This window comes from Hymenobacter sp. H14-R3 (assembly GCF_030063445.1).
GTDB lineage: Bacteria > Bacteroidota > Bacteroidia > Cytophagales > Hymenobacteraceae > Hymenobacter.
Genome location: NZ_JASITD010000032.1, coordinates 18,919 through 38,421 on the forward strand (window position 1 = coordinate 18,919; position 19,503 = coordinate 38,421).

Genomic DNA, 19,503 nt, shown 5'->3' on the forward strand with positions numbered 1-19,503 from the left:
ATTGGCAGGACGCTACCTGCCGCACGCATTCGCCCACTCACCCGGCATTCACTCATTCACTCATTCACGCATTCACCCTTGGCTTCCCCCACTCAAAAATTTCAGCAGAACCGCGCCGCCGCCGAAGGCGAAGCGGAGATGTCTTTTATCGACCACCTGGAGGCGTTGCGCTGGCACATTATCCGGGCGGCTATTGCGGTGGTGGTGTTCTCGCTGGTCGCGTTTTTCAACAAAACCTTCCTGTTTCACGACCTGATTCTGGGGCCGTCGCGCTCCGAATTCTGGACCTACCAGACGTTTTGCAAAATCGGCCAGTGGTTCGGGTCCACCGACTCGTGCGACAACCAGGTCAACTTTATCATCCAGAACCGGGAGATGAGCGGGCAGCTGACTATGCACATCAGCACTTCGTTTATTGTGGGTATCTGTTTGGCTTTCCCCTACTTGTTCTGGGAATTGTGGCGCTTTATCAAGCCCGGCCTCTACCCGCACGAGCGGGCCAACTCGCAGGGTGCGGTGGTGTTTGTGTCGATATTGTTTGTGCTGGGTTTGCTGTTTGGCTACTACATCGCCGCGCCGCTGAGCATCAACTTCCTGGCTTCGTACACGGTCGATGCCACCATCCAGAATCAAATTGACTTGCAGAGCTACTTGAGCACGCTCACCACCATGACGCTTTCGTGCGCCTTCGTGTTTGAGCTGCCAATGATAGTGTTTTTTCTGGCCAAGGCCGGCCTCGTCACGCCCGAGTTGATGACGGTTTACCGCAAGCACGCCATTGTGGTTATCCTCATCATTGCGGCCGTTATCACCCCGCCCGACATCTCGGCCCAGATTATCGTCACCATCCCCATTCTGTTGCTCTACGAGCTCAGCATCCACATTGCCCGCGTGGTGCGCCGCAACAGCGCCGCCAAGCTCAACGCCGGCCTACTGGTAGGCGACGGCGAATAGTGCATGTAGGGTAAACAGATGTGCGGTAAGCTTTAGCTTGCCGTGCTGTGTGAGCTACCAAGAAGCCGCTGCCTGCTCAGGTTGCGGCTTTTTTGCGTTCACACGGCAAGCTAAAGCTTACCGCACATCTGCTTACCCTACTTTTTCAGCTGATACGCGCCCGGCACGCCCGGCACCAGCTCGTAGCCGCCAAACACCGTGGGCAGCAGGTAGCGCAGGCGGGGCAGCAAGCGGTTTTGGTCAATGATGTACGTGGGGGGGTTGGGGCCGAGGCTGCGACCCACGCGCACCACGGCCGCGTATTCGGTGAGGTGGCCAAAGTCGGCGGCGGCCAGGGGCCAGTCGAGGTAGGGGCGGGCGGCGGGGTGCGCGAGGTAGGCGCGGCGGCCGGGGCCCAGCACCAGCACCGGCCGGCCGGCCACCAGGCGGCGGTAGGCCGGGTTGGGCTGCGGCGCAAACGTGCTTTCGGCCGGCAGGTGCAGCAGGGTGGGCAGGCCCGGCACCAAGTCGCGGTAGCGCACCACCACCACGAGGCCCAGCACCGTCACAAACAGCAGTTCGGGGGCCCACTCGCGGCCCGGCAGCCGCTGCCACAAAAACAAACTGAAATACGTGAGTGGCGGCAGCAGCAGCAGCAGCGAGCCGGGCGCCAGCCCGCGCCCCACCACCAGCGCGGCCACGGCTATCAGCAGCCACACCAGCATCAGCTGCCGAAACTTGGCCTGCATTACCAAGCCCAGCGCCGTGCTGGCCGTGCGCAGCAGCGCCAGGGCCAGCAGCACCGCGGCCCCCGCTAGCAGCGGCCACGCCACGGCGGGCGGCAGGCCATCGGTGGCAGCCACGGCCGGGTGCAGGCCGCGCTCCAGGTGCATATCCTGAAAATTAGGCAGCGCCCCCACGTAGAGAAACACCGTGGCCACCACCGCGTAGGGCGATAAAAACCCGCACACCAGCAGCAACGCGCTCCGAAACGAGCTGGCCGCAAAAATGAGCACCGCAAAGAAGCCCAACCCCACAAAAAAGGCCAGCGGCAGGTAGCATAGCGCCGCCAGCCCAATTAAAAAGCCCGCCCGAAACAGCCGACGGTTGTCGTACCCCTCGCGCGAGGTGGGCAGCAACGCACTGAGGGCGAAGATAATAAACGTGTGCCCCAGCAGTAGCGGCGATAGCGCATCGAGCTCGGTGCTGAGGCTACCCACCACCAGGTAGGTGAGCGCCGCCAGGTAGCCACGCTCGGGGTGCACATCGGCCCGGTTGAGCACGGCGTTGAAGCGCAGCGCCTGCACCAGCAGCAGCAGCAGCGCAACGGTGCGGTAGAGCAGCACCGGCCGACCCCAGGCCAGCTCCAGCACGCCGGCCACGGCGGCGGCCAGCGGCGCGGTGCCGTCGTAGAGGTCGCGGTAGGGCCAGGCCCCGGCGGCCACGCCCTCGCCCAGCAGCAATAGGCGCAGCTCGGCCGCCGTGAGGGGCAGGCCCAGCCACAGCAGCGGCAGCCGCAGGGCCAGCACCAAGGCCAGCAGCACCAGCAATTGCGCCGGAAGGGAGCTTTTGAAAAAGCGAAGCACGGTAAAAAAGAGAGTTTGCCCCGCAAAGGTGCGGGCGAAAGCCGACTGGCCCGCACACCGGGCGCGTTGCCGGGCGGCGTACCTTTGTGGTTTACCAAGAAGTTATGGAAAGCAAACGACAGCAAAAAATGGCCAGCCTGCTGCAGCAGGAGCTGGCCCAGGTGATGCAGCGCGACCTGCCGCACCTGTTTGGCGGCGGGCTGGTGCCCAGCATCAGCAGCGTGAAAGTGACACCCGACCTGGCCGTGGCCCGCGTGCACCTCAGCCTGCTCATCGGCGGCGATGCCCCCGAGCGCCTGGCCGCCATCAAGGAGCATACCAAGGAAATTCGCTTCGCGCTGGGCAAGCGCATTCGCGCCCAGGTGCGGGTGGTGCCCGAGCTCACGTTCTTCCACGACGATAGCGCCGCCTACGCCGCCCACATGGAGCAGGTGCTCAGCAAGCTCGACATTCCGGCCGCCCAGCCCGAAACCGACGACGACGAGGCCCCCGAAACGCCCCGTCCGCGCTTGTTTAATTAGTAAATGAGGAGCTGAGTAAATGAGTATAGTTTTGGCCTTGCTCTTTTACTCAATCAGTAAATGAAGTAGAGTAGCAATTGAGTGAAGTTTTAATCTTACTCTTTTGCTCAACCTTTTCTTTACTCACTTACCCCTTTACCCCCTTACCTAACTTGTATTACGACCCGATTAAGCGCAGCCTCGGCAATGTGTTCAACCGCTCGCCGTGGCTGCGGCGCTTGTTTTATAACCTGCTCGACCTCTTGCTGTTGCGCACCTGGCACGTGCACCGCGAGCTGCGCCAGTGGGCCCGGGGCCGCACCCGCGAGCCGCTCGCCATTCTCGATGCCGGGGCCGGCTACGGCCAGTACAGCTACTGGCTGAGTGGCCTGAGCCGCGCCTGGCGCATTCTGGCCGTGGACGTGAAGGAGGAGCAGGTGGCCGACTCCAACCGGTTTTTCCAGGCCATTGGCCGGCCGCAGGTGCAGTTCGAGGTCCAGGACCTCGTGCTTTATCAGCAGTCCAACGCCTTCGACCTGGCCCTGGCCGTGGATGTGATGGAGCATATTCTGGAAGACGTGGAGGTGTTTCGCAACATCCACGCCTCGCTCAAGGATGGCGGCATGCTACTCATCTCCACGCCCAGCGACCAGGGCGGCTCCGACGTGCACGCCGACTCCGAGACGAGCTTTATAGAGGAGCACGTGCGCGATGGCTACAACATCCACGAGATTCAGCAGAAGCTGCGCACCGCGGGCTTCGAGCGCATTGAGGCCCGCTACAGCTACGGCGAGCCGGGGCAGGTATCGTGGCGGCTCAGCATGAAGTATCCCATTTTGATGCTGGGCAAATCGCGCTGGTTTTTCCTTCTTTTGCCTTTTTATTACGGCGTTGTTTTTCCGTTCTGCTTGCTGCTCAACTGGTTCGATGCGCGCAATACCCACGATTCGGGCACCGGCCTCATCGTAAAAGCCTGGAAGTAACCCAGACCGCAGATTCAAACGGATTTAACGGATTACGCAGATACGCCCGCTGCGCGGGCTGGCTACGTGGGTGGGGCGCGGCTGGTTGATTGATTAGTTGGGTAGGCGATGTGGGGGGCTTTAGCTGGATTTGCTTTGGTTAGTCTGATTTAGTTTGCTTTGGTTATGCTGTATCCGCGCCTTGATGACCTAGATGAGTGGACTACCGTGGATAGCATGGTGGCGGAGCCGGACGGCGCGTATGCGGCGGAGCATGTAGATTTGGCGGCTTACAACCCACTGACGCACCGCATTATTGGCTGTGCTATGCGCGTGCATTCGCTACTGGGCAGTGGCTTTCCCGAGGTCATTTATCAGCGCGCACTCAGCATAGAGCTGGCGCGGGAGGAAGTGACCGCGCAGCGCGAAATTGAGACCCCCATCTACTTTCGGGGGCAGCAGATTGGCACCCGCCGGGTTGATTTCCTGGTAGACGGGCCCGCCGCCGACAAGCCCGTTCTCGTTGAGCTAAAAGCTACCGCCGACCTCACCGACACCCACTTCGCCCAAATCGTCAACTACCTAGAAGCCTACCGCCTGCCCGTAGGCCTCCTCCTCAACTTCGGCACCACCTCCCTGCAATACCGCCGCTTCGTCAAAACCCGCTTTACCACGTAAGCACCCCAAACGCTAAATTCCCCGGCAGGCCACTCGGCCAGCCAGCCAAAAAAAATCCCCCACTAGCCAACCCCACGCAACCCTACCAGTGGCTAGCCAGCTTGCGAAGCAAGCGTATCTGTGAAATCCGTTAAATCTGTTTGAATCTGCGGTGAATGTACCCCTCCTGATTGCCCGGCGCTATTTCCTATCCAAAAAGAAGCGCAACATCATCACCATCATCTCCAACATCTCGATGGTGGGCGTGGCGGTGGGCACAGCGGCGCTCATCATCGTGCTCTCGGTGTTCAACGGCCTCGAAGACCTCGTGCGCTCGCTCTATGGCAAGTCGGACCCCAGCCTGGTGATAGCGGCCCGCCAGGGCAAGTCCTTTCCAGTTAATACCTTATTAATCAATAAGATACAGAATACCCCCGGCGTAGCCCTGCTCACCGAGGTTATCGAAGACAACGCCCTGCTGCAATACCACGACCGCCAGATGGTGGTGAAAATGAGGGGCTTATCTGAAAACTACTTCGGCCAGATTCCCATCGACTCCAACCTGCGGGCCGGCGACCACCGCCTGCGCCGCGGCGACCTCGAATACGCCATCGTGGGCGAGGGCGTGCAGCACGAGCTCAGCATTACGCTCGACAACCGCCTGGCCCCCCTGCACCTGCTGTACCCGCGCCAGGAGCCCGGCCGCAAGACCCTCAATATCAATCCCGAAAAGGCTTTTAACGAAGAGCCTATTCTGGCGGGCGGCATCTTCCAGATTGAGCAGAAGCTCGACGATAGCTACCTATTTGTGCCCCTGAGCTTTGCGCAGCGCCTCCTCAATTACGGCGACCGGCGCACGGCCTTCTACGTGAAGGTGGGCGCCAGCTTCAAGGCCGATAAGGTGAAGGACGAGCTGCGCGAGCGCCTTGGCAACGGTTTCACAGTGCTCGACTCCGACGAGCAGCACGTGAGCTTGCTAAAAGCCATCAAGATTGAAAAGCTGTTCGTGTTCATCACGTTTGCCTTCATCCTGCTCATCGCCTCGCTCAACATCTTTTTCTCGCTCTCGATGCTGGTTATCGATAAGCGCAAGGACATTGCCGTGCTGCAAGCCATCGGGGCCACCGAAAAAACGATACGGCAGGCCTTCCTGCTGGTGGGGGCCATTGTGGCGCTGGTGGGGGCCGTGGTGGGGCTGGTGCTGGGCGTGGGCATTTGCTGGGTGCAGCAAACGTTTCACGTGGTGAGCATGGGCATGGCCACCAGTATCGTGGATTCGTACCCGGTGAAAATGCAGGCCTCTGATATCTTCTTTATCTCGCTGGCCATTATCTCGATAACCCTGGCTGTATCCATTCGCCCGGCCCTGAATGCCGGCCGCATGCAGATTCGCGAGAACCTCTAGCCACCTTCCACAAACCTGGACTATTCGCCCGGCAGTGGGCCCCCTGTCCGGAGAAGTGACATTAATCATATCGGGAATACCCCTAGTCATGGCTAACTTGCGCGTTCTCGTGCTCGGCTATGAATCTTTCTACTGCACTACCTTTCCAACTTGTTTACTCGTTGTTTGCGCACGAGTACCTGGGGCATTTGTTTACGGCGCACGTGGTACAGCTCGGTCCGCGCGGCCAGTTAACGCTTCAGCATCAAACGATTTCGGCCAAAAACGCGCCTGAATTTGCGGCTGCTTTGGAAAAGGATGACTACGAATTGATTGCCCTCTGCGACCAGTTGCAGCAGGATGCGGTCATCAAGGAATTCTGGCCCCGCAAGATTACGGCGGCCGACTTTTTCCTGAAAATATACAATCCGGAAAAGGGCGACAAGCCCATGCAGGAAGCAGTGGCCCGCTACGTGCAAACGCGCCTGGGCCGGCTGCTGGCGGGCCTGCAAGGTAAGCACGTCTTCATTATGGGCCGCGACGGCGAGCCCACCTGGCGCGAGCTCAAGCTGGCCCCGGTGCCAGCCTCGGTGCTGTTTCACTTTCGGCGCAACGACGAGGGCACGCACTACTTCCCCACGATTCAATTTCAGAATCAACGGCTTGATTTTCAATTCAAAAACGCGTTGCTCGTGTGCCAGCAGCCCGCCTGGCTGCTGCTGGATGACGTGCTCTACCACTTCCGCCACGACGTGGACGGCCGCAAGCTGCTGCCGTTTCTGAATAAGAAATTCATTGTGGTGCCCCGCGCCGTGGAGAAGAGCTATTTTCAGAAGTTCGTGGCCCCGCTCATGGAGTCGTTTGATGTGCACGCGCGCGGCTTCGACATCCGCACCGAGCGCTACCTGGCGCGGCCCCACCTCACGTTTTCCGACGTGCCGCCGCTGCCGGCCGGGGGCATGCCGCTGGTGCCCGTGCGCCCGCCCGGCCCGCCCCGGCGCGGCCGCGTGCCGCTACCCAAGCCCGTCGTTATTCCGGGGGCCGGCACCGACGAAGCCCCGCTGTTTTTCAACCTCACCTTCCGCTACGGGGCCTACGACCTGCCCCTCACGCCGCCGCGCGCCATGAGCGTGCAGCTGGAGGAAGATGCCGATTCTTACATCTTTCGGCGTCTGCTGCGCTCGGCCAAGGAAGAAAACGACCGCGCCGACGAGCTACGCCAGCGCGGCCTGCCTCTTGATGCCGACGGCCACACCTCGCTGCCCAAGGCCGAGGCGTTTCGCTGGCTGCACGAGCACGCGCCGACCCTAGGCGAACTGGGCTTCCAGGTGCAGGGCGGCTCCACGGCCAGCCAGGACTACTTTATTGGCCCGGTGCGGGTGGAGGTGGGTATTGAGGAGCGCGGCGACTGGTTTGACGTGCGCGGCACGGTGTGGTTTGGCGAGTACGCGGTGCCGTTTATTCGGTTGCGGCCCTATATTTTGCAGCGCCGCCGCGAGTACCGCCTGCCCAACGGCCAGGTCGCCTTCATCCCCGACGAGTGGTTTACCGACTACCTAGAGCTGTTTGCCTTTGCCGAAGAAACCGAGGGCCAGCCGCTGTCGCTACGCCGCCACCACCTGTCGTTAGTTACTGATTTAGAGCAGGATAACCTAGCCACCGTCACGCTCACGCGCCGCCTCGAAAAGCTGCGCGACTTCGCAGTGGTGGAGGAGCGGGCGCTGCCCGTGGGCTTCCGGGGCACGCTGCGGCCCTACCAGCAGGCGGGCTACAACTGGCTGCGCTTTGTGCAGGACTACCACCTCGGCGGCTGCCTGGCCGACGACATGGGCCTGGGCAAAAGCGTACAAACCCTGGTAATGCTACTGGAGCGCCAGGAAAGCCAGGCCAGCAAGGGCGCGGCCACGCTGCTGGTGCTACCTACCTCGCTGGTTTACAACTGGATGAACGAGGCGCGCAAATTCACGCCCAGCCTGCGCCTACTGGCCTACACCGGCACCTACCGCGATAAAAACGTGGCCCAATTTGCCGACTACGACATCGTGCTCACCAGCTACGGCATCGTGCGCCTCGACACCGACCTGCTAGCCAGCTATCATTTTGATTACGTGATACTTGACGAGTCGCAGGCCATCAAAAACCCCAGCTCGACCACGGCGCAGGCCGTGCGCAAGCTGCGCGCCCGGCACCGGCTCATCCTCACCGGCACGCCGGTCGAGAACAGCACGATGGATTTATGGTCGCAGATGACCTTTATTAATCCCGGCTTGCTGGGCACGCAGGCGTTTTTCCGCAAGGAATTCGTGAAGCCCATTGAGAAGCACCAGGACGAGAGCCGCACGCGCAAGCTGCACGCGCTCATCAAGCCCTTCGTGCTGCGCCGCCACAAAGCCCAGGTGGCCAGCGAGTTGCCGGCCAAAACCGAGCACCTCAGCTACTGCCCCCTCACCGAGGAGCAGCAGCAGTTTTACGAAGAAACCAAGAGCTTTTACCGCAATAAAATCCTCGAAACGCTGGAGGGCCACGCGCCCAAGCCGGCCGGTGGCACCCAGCTGCTGCTGCTGCAAGGCCTCACCCGCCTGCGCCAGATTGCCAACCACCCGCGTCTGGCCGATACTAGTTACGAAGGCGAGTCGGGCAAGATGCGCGAGATTTTGCGCATGATTCGCAGCGTGGTTTCCGAAGGCCACAAGGTATTGGTATTCAGTCAGTTTGTGCAGCACCTGGCCTTGGTGCGCGCCGGCCTCGACGAGCGCCAGCTCACCTACGCCTACCTCGACGGCCACACCCGCGACCGCCAGGGCGAAGTCGAGCGCTTCCAGAGCGACCCCGACCTGCAAATATTCCTAATCAGCCTCAAGGCGGGCGGCGTGGGCCTCAACCTCACGGCTGCCGACTACGTCTTCATCCTCGACCCCTGGTGGAACCCGGCCGTGGAGGCCCAGGCCATCGACCGCGCCCACCGCATCGGCCAGCAGCGGCCGGTGTTCGTGTACAAGTTCATCAGCCAGGGCACGGTGGAAGAGAAAATCCTGGCTTTGCAAAAGCGTAAGCTACAGCTAGTGAGCGACTTGATAACGACCGACGAGGCCGTGATAAAGTCGCTGACGCGGGCCGATATTGAGGAGCTGCTGGGCTGATAACTAGCTAAGCACTTTTACGCTATGCGGCCGCTCCTACTATAAGTATTTGATTCACTGGTCTTTAGCGTATTAATTTTCTTTCTATTTTTTGCCTTAGCCTCCCTAGTGGCAGGTATTGGGTGGCTACTAGTGTATCTGTGCAAAGTATTGGGAGAGCAGTGGAACCAGCTTGCCGAAATGGAAACTCGGTCCACGACTATTGGCCGCGTGGCTACGTTTATGCTGCTTGTGCCTATTAGGATTCTTATTGGTTACCATCGGTTTTATTATCAATAAAGCAGCCTTCTTCTAGGGGGGCGTGAGCTACTAGCATCCCAATAACAGCGGCGGTACATACCCGTAACCCGCCAATTGTCGTTACTTGCAGGGCAGATGGGCACCGCGCAGGTGCCCGCTGCTCTTTGTTTATGTACGCTCAACTACCGGCCGCCCGCTTTTTCTGTCATCCCGCTTTTTTACCATTGGCCGCGTTGCTCCTCGGGGGGGCCAGCCTCACCGGCTGCGGCGAGCCTGATAAAACCACCGACCAGCCCGCCACCGGCAAGGCGGCCAAGGCTATTGCCTCCGCCAACGGCCAAATAAGCGTATTCGTGGATGCCTCCACCGGCATGCGCGGCTTCATGCACCCCAACGCGCCGGGCGAAACGGGCAGCCAATTTCAGCGCACCATTACGGAGCTGCTCAGCAATGTTAATGGCCAACGCGCTGCTAATCAGCCGGCAGCGGCCTACTATTTTGTGCAGGAAAGCACGCCCAGCAACCCGCGCGCGCTGCGGCCCACCACCTACGCCGAACTGAGCAACACCGTGAGCACGGGCATCGAGAAGCCCGCGCTGGGCACCGAAATGCCCACCATGCTGCGCGAGGTACTGAAGCTGCAAAAAGGTAAGCCCGGTGCAGTGAGCATCGTTATTTCCGACTTCATCTACGCCCCAGCTGACCCCAAGCAAACCTGGAAAGTAAAAACCGACGTGAAGGACGCCCTGAGCGAAGCCTCCGCGGCCGACTTGGCCATCAGCGTGTTTGCGGGCACGTCAGAGTTTCGGGACAAGTTTTTTCCGGGTAACCGCACGCACTTTCAGGTGCTGAAGGGTAGCCGCCTGCCCTACTACGTGTGGGTGCTGGGCCAGCCCGCCGCCGTGGCCGCCGCCACGCCCCTACTCAAGCCACTAATGGGCGCGGGCTTCGAGCGGGTGAGCTACAACCTGCCCGCGCCGCCGGCGGCGGTGTTCGAGCATTTTGGCAACGTAGGCGAGTGGTACGTGGCCAAAACCGGCAGCCGCCAAACCCAGCCCCTCACGCTGCACGTCGCCAAAGGCCTTTCGCGCCAGGAGCCCGCCGAGTTTGTAGTGGCCCTCGACCTAACCAACGCGCCCGCCGCCGAAGCCGCCAGCCTGCCCAAGCGGCTCCAGCTCGACGAGGCCGGCACCGGCGCTACCCTGAAAAAAGTGTGGGCCGCCCGCGACGAGCCCAAGGCCCCGCGCAGCCCCGGGCTGCCCACTTACACCCACCTGGCCAAGGTGCACCTAGAGCGCCTGCCCGGCCAAAAGGCCGCCACCCTGCGCCTGGTGCTGCCCCGCACCCAGCCCGCCTGGGTAGCCCAGTACACAACGCTCAACGACAGCAACATTGCCGCGCAGGGCCCTAAAACCTTCTTGCTCAGCGAGGTGCTACAAGGCGTGCAGGACTACTACGACCAGCAGCCCGCCAGCCGCGAGGTGTGGGCTCTGCCCATGCGGGTGCAACTGGCCGACTAACCGGCCCGTTGCTTACCGCTAGCCCTCACTCCTGACTCTTTACTTTTTTCCCCGAAACCCAACCTTTCTTTCATGTTTCAAAAGCTGTTCACCACCCTCTACCAGGCGCTGCTGGGCACCGCCGAGCCGTCGTCGCTGATTCCGGTTTACCAAAAAAGCATTTTTCCGGGCGTGGGCCTGGGCACGCTATTCGGCGTGGCGCTGGGGGCGGCCTTGCTGTTCTACGTAATTTTTAACCGGGTGCTGACCACGTCTTTCTACAAGACCTCGCACTGGCTTATCATGCTGCTAATCACGGCCATTGGCTCGGCCATTCTGGCTTATTCGCAGGCCCGGTCGGTGGTGTATGCCAGCCTGGACGGCGAGACGCTCGGCACCATCGAAAAATCGGCTTACGACCGCTACGTACTAGGCTTTTTGGTGGTGAATGCCCTGTACGGGGCCTTGTTCTTCGTGCTGTGGTCGTTTGTGGTGAAGCCGCTGTCGGTGAGCGCCCGCACCACGCCGGTGCGCTGGCCCAACTAGGCTCACTAGCGGCTCGCCTTCAATCGTTTGTCATTGCGAGCGCAACGCAGGGGAGCGCGGCACTTGACTCAAATACAGCATAAACATCTAACAATCAACTATGTCCACGCTTTATCTCTTCGGCATTGGCGGCACGGGGTCGCGGGTTATCCGCTCACTCACGATGCTGCTGGCGGCTGGGGTCGAACTCAAAAACTGCGACCGGGTGGTGCCCATCATCATCGACCCCGACGCTACCAACGGCGACAAGCAGCGCACCATTGAGCTGCTCAAAACCTACCAGCGCCTGCGCTCCCAGATAAAGCCGGCGGCGGCTGGCGAAGACACGGCCGGCCAGTTCTTCGGGGCTGATATTCAGACGCTGGCCTCGCTGGCGCGGCCCGGTGAGCAGCGCGACGCGCGGGTGAAAGACACCTTCGAGTACAGCTTTAGCGGCATGGAAGAGCCGCTGCGCGACTATCTGCGCTACACCAACTTACCGGTGGAAAGCCAGTACTTAGTCGATTTGCTTTTCGACCCCAAAAGCCTCGATGAGAACCTGAAAGTAGGCTTCAAGGGTAGCCCCAACGTGGGCAGCGTAGTGCTGAACCAGCTCGTGGACTCGCCCGAGTTTCAGTTCTTTGGCAACGAGTTTCGGGCCGGCGACCGCATCTTTTTCATCAGCTCCATTTTTGGGGGCACGGGCGCGGCCGGCTTCCCACTGCTGCTCAAAAACCTGCGCGACCGCGACGCCAAGCTGCCCCACATCGAGCTGCTGAACACCGCGCCCATTGGCGCGCTCAGCCTGCTGCCCTACTTCAGCCTGAAGAGCGAGGACAGCAGCGCCATTGATTCCAACACGTTCATTACCAAGACGAAGGCGGCGCTGGCTTACTACCAGCACAACCTCAGCGGCCTGAACGCCATGTACTACCTGGGCGACCAGGCCCAGAAGCAGAACGACAACCACGAGGGCGGCATCAGCCAGCAAAACAACGCCCACTTTATTGAGGTGGTGGGGGCGCTGGCCGTGCTCGACTTTCTGGAAAAGCCCGATACCATCGCGCAGGAGGAGCATTTTTACGAGTTTGGATTGGAGCGCGACGAGAGCGACCTGCGCTTCGAGCACTTCGACCGCCGCCAAACGCTGCCGCTGGTGGGCGAGGCGCTCACGCGCTTCCACTTCTTTGCCACCTGGCTGCAACACCACCTGGCCGAAACGATGTCGGCCACCTACGCTACCAACCTGGGCCTGAAAAACGCCTGGGACCGCGAGCCGTTTTACCAGGATTTGCGCCGGTTTTTATTCGACTACAACTCGCCCGACCGGCAGTTTATCAGCTACACTGCCTGGCTGCGCGAACTGCGCGACAACTCGCGCCGCTTCCGCCCCTTCAACCTGCGCGACGGCTACGACCCGCAAAACCACTGGGCCGACATGGCCGAGCTGCTGGAACCCGACTTCGACAAAGCAGTGGCGGGCAAAGAGCTGAAAAAGAAGGGCTTATTTGGCAAGTCCGACGTTATCGACCCCAAGCAAATCCGAGTGATGCTGGATAAGCGCTTGAGCCAGGCCGTGGCCAACGACACGGCCAGTTCGCCGGCCACGGCGCTGATACGCACGTTTACAGAGGTGATGGACGAGGTAGTGAGCGGGCAGCAGCTGCCGTAAACTACTTAGCAGCTAGCTGTTAGCGGCTAGCTAATAGCTTCCCTTCTATTTCTAACATCAAAGCTATCAGCTAACGGCTAATAGCTAACAGCTTAATAAAGTATGAGTAATATCCTTCAGCTCCTTGACCGCGGCAAGCCCACGCTGCGCGGTTGGCAGGAGTCGGACCGCATTACGGCCGGCGAAGCCGAAAAAATGCAGGACCCCGCCGGCGACAACCCGCGCCGCACGGCCACGGCCATTCCCACGCCTTTCGGGCGGATGCACCTGCTGGAAACGGCCTTCAAGTTTGTGCGCCAGCAGCCGCAGGGCAACTCACTGTACCATAGGCTGGTAGCACAGTGCTGGGACATGCTGGAGCTGCTCTTCTACAACAAGGCTACCGATGCCTACAAGCTTCGCTTTGTGCCTTGGGCCAAGAAGGAGCAGGTAGACCTGCTGGTGCAGAGCCCCGACCAGCGTATCCGGCTGCTGGGCAACACGTTGCGCCTATACCTGGCCGATGCGCACTTCCGTGAGCTGGACACGCTGTACCTCATTTTTGCCGATAGCCGCGATGCCAGCGGGCGCGAAACCCGGCAGCTGCTGGGCGGCACCTCGCCCTTCACGCTGGTGTTTGCGCACCCCGCCGTGCCGCGCCTCAACATGCAGCGCAAGGGCGATGGCAACGGCTTTTACTTTGATAACCAGGTAGTGCCGCTGCACCAGCGCAGCACCGAGTTTCAGCAGTACATTTTTGGGCTCTTTGAGGTGCACCCCGAACTGCGGCAGGAGAATTTTGCGCAGTGCATCGCGCAGTTTCTGGCCGCTACCGACAAGGGCCGCGTGCAGGCGCTGGCCGAGGAAAAGCCGGCGCTGGGCACCTTCGAGCAGCACTACGAGCCGCTGCGCGATGCCTTGGGCAACGCCGTGCAGGTGCGCGGTATCTCGCTGCTCAAGCAGGCCGAGGCGCAGCAGAAAACGACTTCCGACTGGTTTATTCGCTTCAACGAGCGGGTGGCGCAGGCGGGCAAGATTCCGCTGGTGCTAATGCCCGGCCTCGACCTGCGCCGCAGCGACTACTTCGGCGGCACCGCCGGCACCGACCAAACGGTGGTGCAGTACGGCTACGAAGGCCAGCGCCTCGAAGAGCGCCGCCTCGAAACCCTGGGCGTGCAGTATCCCTTCCTCACGGTCAACGACTTTCTGGAAGACCGGCTGCTCGAAGTGCCCTTCGCGGTGAATACCGAGCGCTTCTACTTTGGCCAGGTGCAGCCCGAGCCCGGCGCGCGGGCCGAGGACCGGCCGCTGCGCTTTTTGCTGCCCCTGAAGCGGGCGTGGTTTGATTATTTCGAAGCCGCTGACCTCGATAAGCAGCTGCGTCTCACGCTGTTCGACAACCACGTGCAGCTGCGGCTGGCCGTGCCCGTCACGAGCGGCCGCGAGGTGATATACGAGCGCAGCTACTACTTCCGCCCCGGCCCCAGCCAGAGCGCCGACGCGCCGGTAGACGCCGTGCGCAGCGACTCGCCCAAAACGCCCTACCGCGGCGGCCGCGTGAGCGCCCGCCTCGACGTGGGCATCTTCCCGTTCTACAAATTTGAGGGCCAGAATGCCCGCGACAACGGCCCGTACTACGTGCAGCTGGCCGACCAGAACGAGGGGGCCGACCTAGCCAAACTCAACTTTTACCAGGGCGGGCAACCGCTGCCCGTGCTGGTACCCGGTGGCACGCGGGGCGTGCGCGCCCGCCAGCGCATGGGCCGCAACCCGCGCGGCCCGGCCAGCACCTACTACGAGGTGGTGGGCACGCACTTCGACTTTATGGAAGTGGAGTCGCCGGTGAGCGGGCAGCTTTCGGCCCCGGCCACCGGCCTGCTCGTGCCGCGCTGGCACGTAGTAAGCCCTGGTGCCCAGCGCTATACGTTTGCCGTGGATTTTGGCACCACCAACACGCACGTGTCGTTCGCCACGGCCGAGCGGCCCGAGCCGCAGCCTTTCCGCATCGGCACTGAGCGCGAAATGGAAGTGGTAATGCTGAACCGCCCGCTGCCTTCTACCGACTTTGTGCTGCCCAAGCGCTACGGCCCCGACTCGTTTGGCACCATGACGCTGGCCGACACCGTGCGCAACCGCGAGTTTGTGCCCGCCTTCATCGGCATTGAGGGGGCCGAGTCGGCCTTCCCCATTCGCACGGCTACCTGCGAGTCGCCGGCCTTCATCAGCGAGGGCAACCCGCTGTTGTTTGGCAGCATCAACATCGGCTTCTACCTCAGCCGCGATGGCTTCCTCTACAACCACCCCGAGGACGGCCGCTACCGCACCAACCTCAAGTGGAACACCGAGGGCGGCGAGCGCGCCGCCGGCGTCGAGCGCATTCGGGCCTACATCCGCGAGCTGCTGCTGCTCATCAAGCACAAAGTGGCTCTCAATGAGGGCGATGTGCGCGCCACGCAAGTGGTGTGGTCGCGCCCGCTGAGCATGAAAACCGTGGCTCGCCGCGACTTCCAGGACATCTGGCAGAGCGAGTTTGAGCGCGTGTTCGGCGAGGAGCCGGGCCAGCGCCTGGCCGACCTCAGCGAGTCGTGGGCCCCGTACCTCTATCTCACCGACCGCCACACCGACGGCGGCATCGTGCCCTCCGACCGCGACAACGTGGTGAACATCGACATCGGTGGCGGCACCACTGATGTGCTGCTGCTGCGCGGCAAAAAGCCCGAGGCCACCCTTTCGTTCCGCTTTGCCGGCGACGTGCTGTGGGGCGACGGCGCTTTTGGTGGCGCGCGCCAGCAAAACGGCCTGCTCTACTACTACGTGGCCCGCACCGCCAACAAGCCCGTGAGCCAGGAAGCCCAGGCCGCCCGCGAGGTGGTGCGCGCCGCCCTCGAAAGCAAAGCCGGCTCGGCCGATGTAGTAAGCCTGCTCTTTAATTTTGATAAGCAGCTGGAATTCAGCCGTGAGCTGCGCAGTGCGCGCCACCTGCGCATTGTGCTGCTGCTGCACTACGCGGCCGTGGTGTACCACGTGGGGCAGGCCTGCCAGGCCCGCCAGCTGGCGGTGCCGCGCCACCTGTGCTTCAGCGGCAAGGGCAGTACGTATTTACGCATGCTCGACCTCGACTCGAACCTGGGCACGCTCACCGAAATCGGCAAGCTGATTCTGGAGTTTGCCTCGGGCCAGCCCGCGCCCTCCGATTTCCGCCTCACGCTGGTGAGCCAGCCCAAGGAGGCTACCGCCAACGGCGCGGTGCTGTGGAAGCTGGCCGGCGGCGACGCCGCCCAGGCCAAGGCGCCGGTCGAGTTTGTGCTGCCCGGCGTGCTCCCGGCCGACGCCCCCGAAGGCCCGCCCCACGCCTTCACCCTGGCCGAAGCCGAGAACGATACCATTGAGGATGAGGTAATTGCCAACGCCCGCCGCCTGGTGCGCTTCATCACCCACGAGTCGGCCGAGATTCGCGGCCTGCTCGATGAGCTGAACGTCGAAATCGACCCCGATTTCGTGTACAACTTCCTCGATGGCAAGCTCAAGGACAGCCTGCGGGCGGGCCTCAACTCGCTGCGCGACAGCGGCACCAACGCTGACGACCGCCTGCCCGAGACGCTGTTTTTCTTCCCCTTCCGCGACGCGCTGTTCCAGCTGGGCCGCGAGCTTTTCAAGCGTTATTATGCTTCGCAGTCCAGTTAAGCTGGGGGTTTTGCTGGGTGGGCTGGCCGTGGCTAGCCTGCCCGGCTTGCCCGCCGCGGCCCAAAACCCCACCGTAATGGCCCCCGCCACCAACGTGCCGCCGCCCGATGCGCGGGCCCGCATGTGGGCCGCCACGGCTCGCTTCGTGTATGGCGACGACCCCGCCCTGGCCAGCCTGCGCCCGCAGCTGCGCCAAACCATCGACAGCGGCAGCGTTAACTTATTTGGCCGCCACCTGGAGGATGCGGTGAAACTGGAAAGAAAGAACCTGCCCAAGCTGGAGCACGTACTCAAGTTTCAGGGTGATTTTAAGACTATTAGTTCGAGAAATGAGCCGGCAATGGCGCTGGCTACCAGCATCGCCAACACGCTGCTCAGCAATAAGCCCGAGCGCCAAAACCAGCCCGCCTTTGGGCAGCTGCGCCAAACGCTGCACGCCCTGGCCGACCCCAACGCGCCCGCGCCCGTGCCTGCACCCACGCCAGTAGCGGCCGCTACCCTCCCAGCCGGCTCCGATACCATGGCGCAGGCCGCAGCGCGCCAGGCCGCCGCTGTGCCCCCGGTCAAAGACTTCACCATCACCAACACCGCTCCCAACCCCATGCTTACTTACTTAGCGCTAGCGCTTTCCGTCATAAGCCTGCTGGTATCATTGTTCAAGGGCAACTCGAAAAAACGGCATCGCTCCCACGATTCAGCCGCTTCGCCCAGCCTCGCCGCCCTCACCGAGGAGATGCGGGCCGAGGTCCGCATTATGGTGCAGCGTGAGGTGAGTAATAAGGCGTCTGGTGCCCGCCCCGCGCCTGACCCCACCCCCGCTGCCAAGCCCCAGGCTGCCGCACCGGCAGCTACTGCGCAGCTCGCGCCGCCTGTTGCCGCTAAAGCGGCCCCAGCTAGAGAGACAACGACTCCGGCCTCACCAATGCCTGCCCGGTCGCCAGCGCCGGCAGTGGCCGGGCCCGTTGCGGCCCCGGCCACTGCCGAGCCAGCGGCTACCACTTCTACCGAGGACGAGGACCTTTTTGATATCAAGTATCCGGCTGCTAGTGAGGAGGTAGCCGCTCCACTGGCGGCCCCCACTACCCGCACGCTGTATGCCAACCAGCAGCCCATCAACGGTATTTTTCAGCGCAACACGCTGGCCGAGGCGTCCGCTTCCTACTCCATTTTTGAGCTGACCACGGCGGCCGACACGCCCAACCAGGCGCGGTTTGTGGTGACCGGCAACCAGGCCGGGCACACGGGCTACATCGGCAGCCACGTCAATATTCTGGGCGGGGCCTGCGAGTACCCGTTTCCGAAGAGCGGCGTGTCGCGCATCGTTACCGACACGCCGGGCGTGGCCCAGCGCACGGCGGGCGGCGATTGGCAAATTAGTAAAAAGGCGCAGATTCACTTTGAGTAACTTCGTGGCATGGAGGTAGTAGAATGGCTCGCGCTGCTGGCGATTATCGGGTTTCAGGCGCGGGCTTTCTGGCAGGGCCGGCTGGCTAGTGTGCAGCTAGCGGTCCTGTTTCCGGCCAGTAGCACGCTGCGCCTCACGCGCCACCAAGATGCGGCTACCGGCCAGCTGGTAGATGTGCTGCTGGCTACTGGGGCCACGCCCGATTTCGTCCTCATCGAGCGCGATACCAACGCCTACCTGCTCAAAAACAAGGGTACGGCTGACTTCGACATCCTGCAAAGCATTGCCGAGCGCCGCGCCGTGGCCCTCGATGCCGAGGTGCAAAGCGGCACCTCGGCCCCGCTCTACATCGGGCTGATGGGCACCTTTTTGGGGGCCATTCTGGGCCTGGGTGGGCTGCTGGCGGGCAGCGGCAAGTTTGACGAAGCGGGCATCCAGGGCTTTTTGCGGGGCGTGACGGTGGCCATGATTGGCAGCCTCTGCGGGCTGGGTCTCACGCTGTGGGGCAACGCGCTATACAAGAAAGCGCACCGCCAGGCCGATGAGCGCCGCAACGACTACTACACGTTTTTGCAGGTCGAGCTGCTGCCCATTCTGCACTCCGACATGGCCGGCAGCCTGGGCAACCTCAAGGCTGTGCTCGACGCCTTCAACCAGGAATTTCTAAGCAAGATTTACGAGTTTGGGCCCATTGTGCGGGCGCTGAACGAGAACATCAGCACCCAGAAAGACTTTTTGGAGCAGCTGCAAAAAGTGGGCTACACCCAGATGGCCGACGCCAGCATTCGGGTGTTCGACAAGGTGGCACAGAGCGCGCATCACTTCGAAAATTTCATTGCCTACCAGCAGGAGCTGAACCAGATGCTGCGCAACGGTGGCGAGGTGGCGGGCCAGATTACGGCGCTGCTCGGCCGCCTCACCGGCCTCGAAACCGGCCTCAACCAGGTGCCGGCGTTGGTGCAGCAGCACGCGGGCACGGTGCAGGCCCAGCTCAGCTTTTTCCGCCAAAACCAAACTGAGCTCGACCGGCTGGCCCGGCAATCGGAGGTGTTTATGGACACGCAGTACCACGAGCTGTCGGCCGTGATGCGCCAGCGCATGGCCGTGCTCACCCAGGAAGCCGACCAGGCGGCGCGGGTGCTGGAAGACCACTTTCAGGCTCTCAATAAGGACAACGTGTATGAGCGCATCGTGCAGTACCTGAGCCCGTTTAGTGCCTATCCGAATAGGGAAACAGCGTCACCCAAAAAGACAATTGTACCACGTAATTCGGGCGCAGGCAAAATGGAGCATGGCCAGGTAGTTTTCCGGCTTTTTGGCCCAGCGGATGAGCAGGT

The 19,503-nt window shown here is 61.9% G+C and carries 12 protein-coding genes and 1 pseudogene; 11 read left to right on the forward strand and 2 right to left on the reverse strand.

Translation table 11 applies throughout. The annotated features are described in order from the left end of the window. Positions 1-78: 78 nt before the first annotated feature. Positions 79-954 carry a twin-arginine translocase subunit TatC gene (tatC, locus tag QMK33_RS20625; RefSeq protein ID WP_283566516.1) on the forward strand — a complete coding sequence of 292 codons (876 nt, stop codon included), beginning with the start codon at positions 79-81 and terminating at the stop codon, positions 952-954. Positions 955-1,091: 137 nt separating this feature from the next. Here tatC and QMK33_RS20630 read toward each other — a convergent pair whose 3' ends face one another. Next, positions 1,092-2,519 carry a hypothetical protein gene (locus tag QMK33_RS20630; RefSeq protein WP_283566517.1) on the reverse strand — a complete coding sequence of 476 codons (1,428 nt, stop codon included), beginning with the start codon at positions 2,517-2,519 and terminating at the stop codon, positions 1,092-1,094. A 104-nt stretch (positions 2,520-2,623) separates the two neighbouring features. Between QMK33_RS20630 and QMK33_RS20635 the strand changes: the two genes are divergently transcribed. The 10 genes from QMK33_RS20635 to QMK33_RS20680 all read left to right on the forward strand — a co-directional run bounded on the left by QMK33_RS20635 (position 2,624) and on the right by QMK33_RS20680 (position 18,166). Continuing rightward, the gene (locus QMK33_RS20635) at positions 2,624-3,040 is read left to right on the forward strand and encodes a ribosome-binding factor A (RefSeq protein ID WP_283566518.1); all 417 of its coding nucleotides are present in this window, start codon (positions 2,624-2,626) and stop codon (positions 3,038-3,040) included. Positions 3,041-3,192: 152 nt separating this feature from the next. Next, entirely contained in the window at positions 3,193-4,002 is an 810-nt protein-coding gene (locus QMK33_RS20640; RefSeq protein ID WP_283566519.1) for a class I SAM-dependent methyltransferase, read from the forward strand. Between the two features lie 165 nt (positions 4,003-4,167). After that, entirely contained in the window at positions 4,168-4,659 is a 492-nt protein-coding gene (locus QMK33_RS20645) for a GxxExxY protein (RefSeq protein ID WP_283566520.1), read from the forward strand. A gap of 151 nt (positions 4,660-4,810) precedes the next feature. Further along, on the forward strand, positions 4,811-6,043 hold the full coding sequence (locus QMK33_RS20650; protein ID WP_283566521.1) for an ABC transporter permease: 1,233 nt from the start codon (positions 4,811-4,813) through the stop codon (positions 6,041-6,043). Positions 6,044-6,162: 119 nt separating this feature from the next. After that, complete coding sequence (locus tag QMK33_RS20655; RefSeq protein ID WP_283566522.1) at positions 6,163-9,162, forward strand: DEAD/DEAH box helicase; 3,000 nt, start codon at positions 6,163-6,165, stop codon at positions 9,160-9,162. A gap of 410 nt (positions 9,163-9,572) precedes the next feature. After that, entirely contained in the window at positions 9,573-10,922 is a 1,350-nt protein-coding gene (locus QMK33_RS20660) for a hypothetical protein (protein WP_283566523.1), read from the forward strand. Positions 10,923-10,994: 72 nt separating this feature from the next. Beyond that, the gene (locus QMK33_RS20665) at positions 10,995-11,447 is read left to right on the forward strand and encodes a hypothetical protein (protein ID WP_283566524.1); all 453 of its coding nucleotides are present in this window, start codon (positions 10,995-10,997) and stop codon (positions 11,445-11,447) included. Between the two features lie 100 nt (positions 11,448-11,547). Next, positions 11,548-13,098, forward strand: coding sequence for a hypothetical protein (locus QMK33_RS20670; RefSeq protein WP_283566525.1), 1,551 nt, complete (start codon positions 11,548-11,550; stop codon positions 13,096-13,098). Positions 13,099-13,200: 102 nt separating this feature from the next. After that, complete coding sequence (locus QMK33_RS20675; RefSeq protein WP_283566526.1) at positions 13,201-16,761, forward strand: hypothetical protein; 3,561 nt, start codon at positions 13,201-13,203, stop codon at positions 16,759-16,761. Continuing rightward, a complete protein-coding gene (locus QMK33_RS20680) occupies positions 16,742-18,166 on the forward strand; it encodes a hypothetical protein (protein ID WP_283566527.1) in 1,425 nt (474 codons plus the stop codon). The genes QMK33_RS20675 and QMK33_RS20680 overlap by 20 nt, the downstream gene beginning before the upstream one ends. A gap of 1,239 nt (positions 18,167-19,405) precedes the next feature. Here QMK33_RS20680 and QMK33_RS20685 read toward each other — a convergent pair. Beyond that, positions 19,406-19,503, reverse strand: a pseudogene (locus QMK33_RS20685) (IS5/IS1182 family transposase); the annotation flags it as partial.

What these genes read in the sequence shown, in the direction of transcription:
- QMK33_RS20635 (WP_283566518.1), top strand. Translation starts at nt 2,624, where the DNA reads ATGGAAAGCAAACGACAGCAAAAAATGGCCAGCCTGCTGCAGCAGGAG.
- QMK33_RS20645 (WP_283566520.1), top strand. Translation starts at nt 4,168, where the DNA reads ATGCTGTATCCGCGCCTTGATGACCTAGATGAGTGGACTACCGTGGAT.
- QMK33_RS20655 (WP_283566522.1), top strand. Translation starts at nt 6,163, where the DNA reads ATGAATCTTTCTACTGCACTACCTTTCCAACTTGTTTACTCGTTGTTT.
- QMK33_RS20660 (WP_283566523.1), top strand. Translation starts at nt 9,573, where the DNA reads ATGTACGCTCAACTACCGGCCGCCCGCTTTTTCTGTCATCCCGCTTTT.
- QMK33_RS20665 (WP_283566524.1), top strand. Translation starts at nt 10,995, where the DNA reads ATGTTTCAAAAGCTGTTCACCACCCTCTACCAGGCGCTGCTGGGCACC.
- QMK33_RS20670 (WP_283566525.1), top strand. Translation starts at nt 11,548, where the DNA reads ATGTCCACGCTTTATCTCTTCGGCATTGGCGGCACGGGGTCGCGGGTT.
- QMK33_RS20675 (WP_283566526.1), top strand. Translation starts at nt 13,201, where the DNA reads ATGAGTAATATCCTTCAGCTCCTTGACCGCGGCAAGCCCACGCTGCGC.
- QMK33_RS20680 (WP_283566527.1), top strand. Translation starts at nt 16,742, where the DNA reads ATGCTTCGCAGTCCAGTTAAGCTGGGGGTTTTGCTGGGTGGGCTGGCC.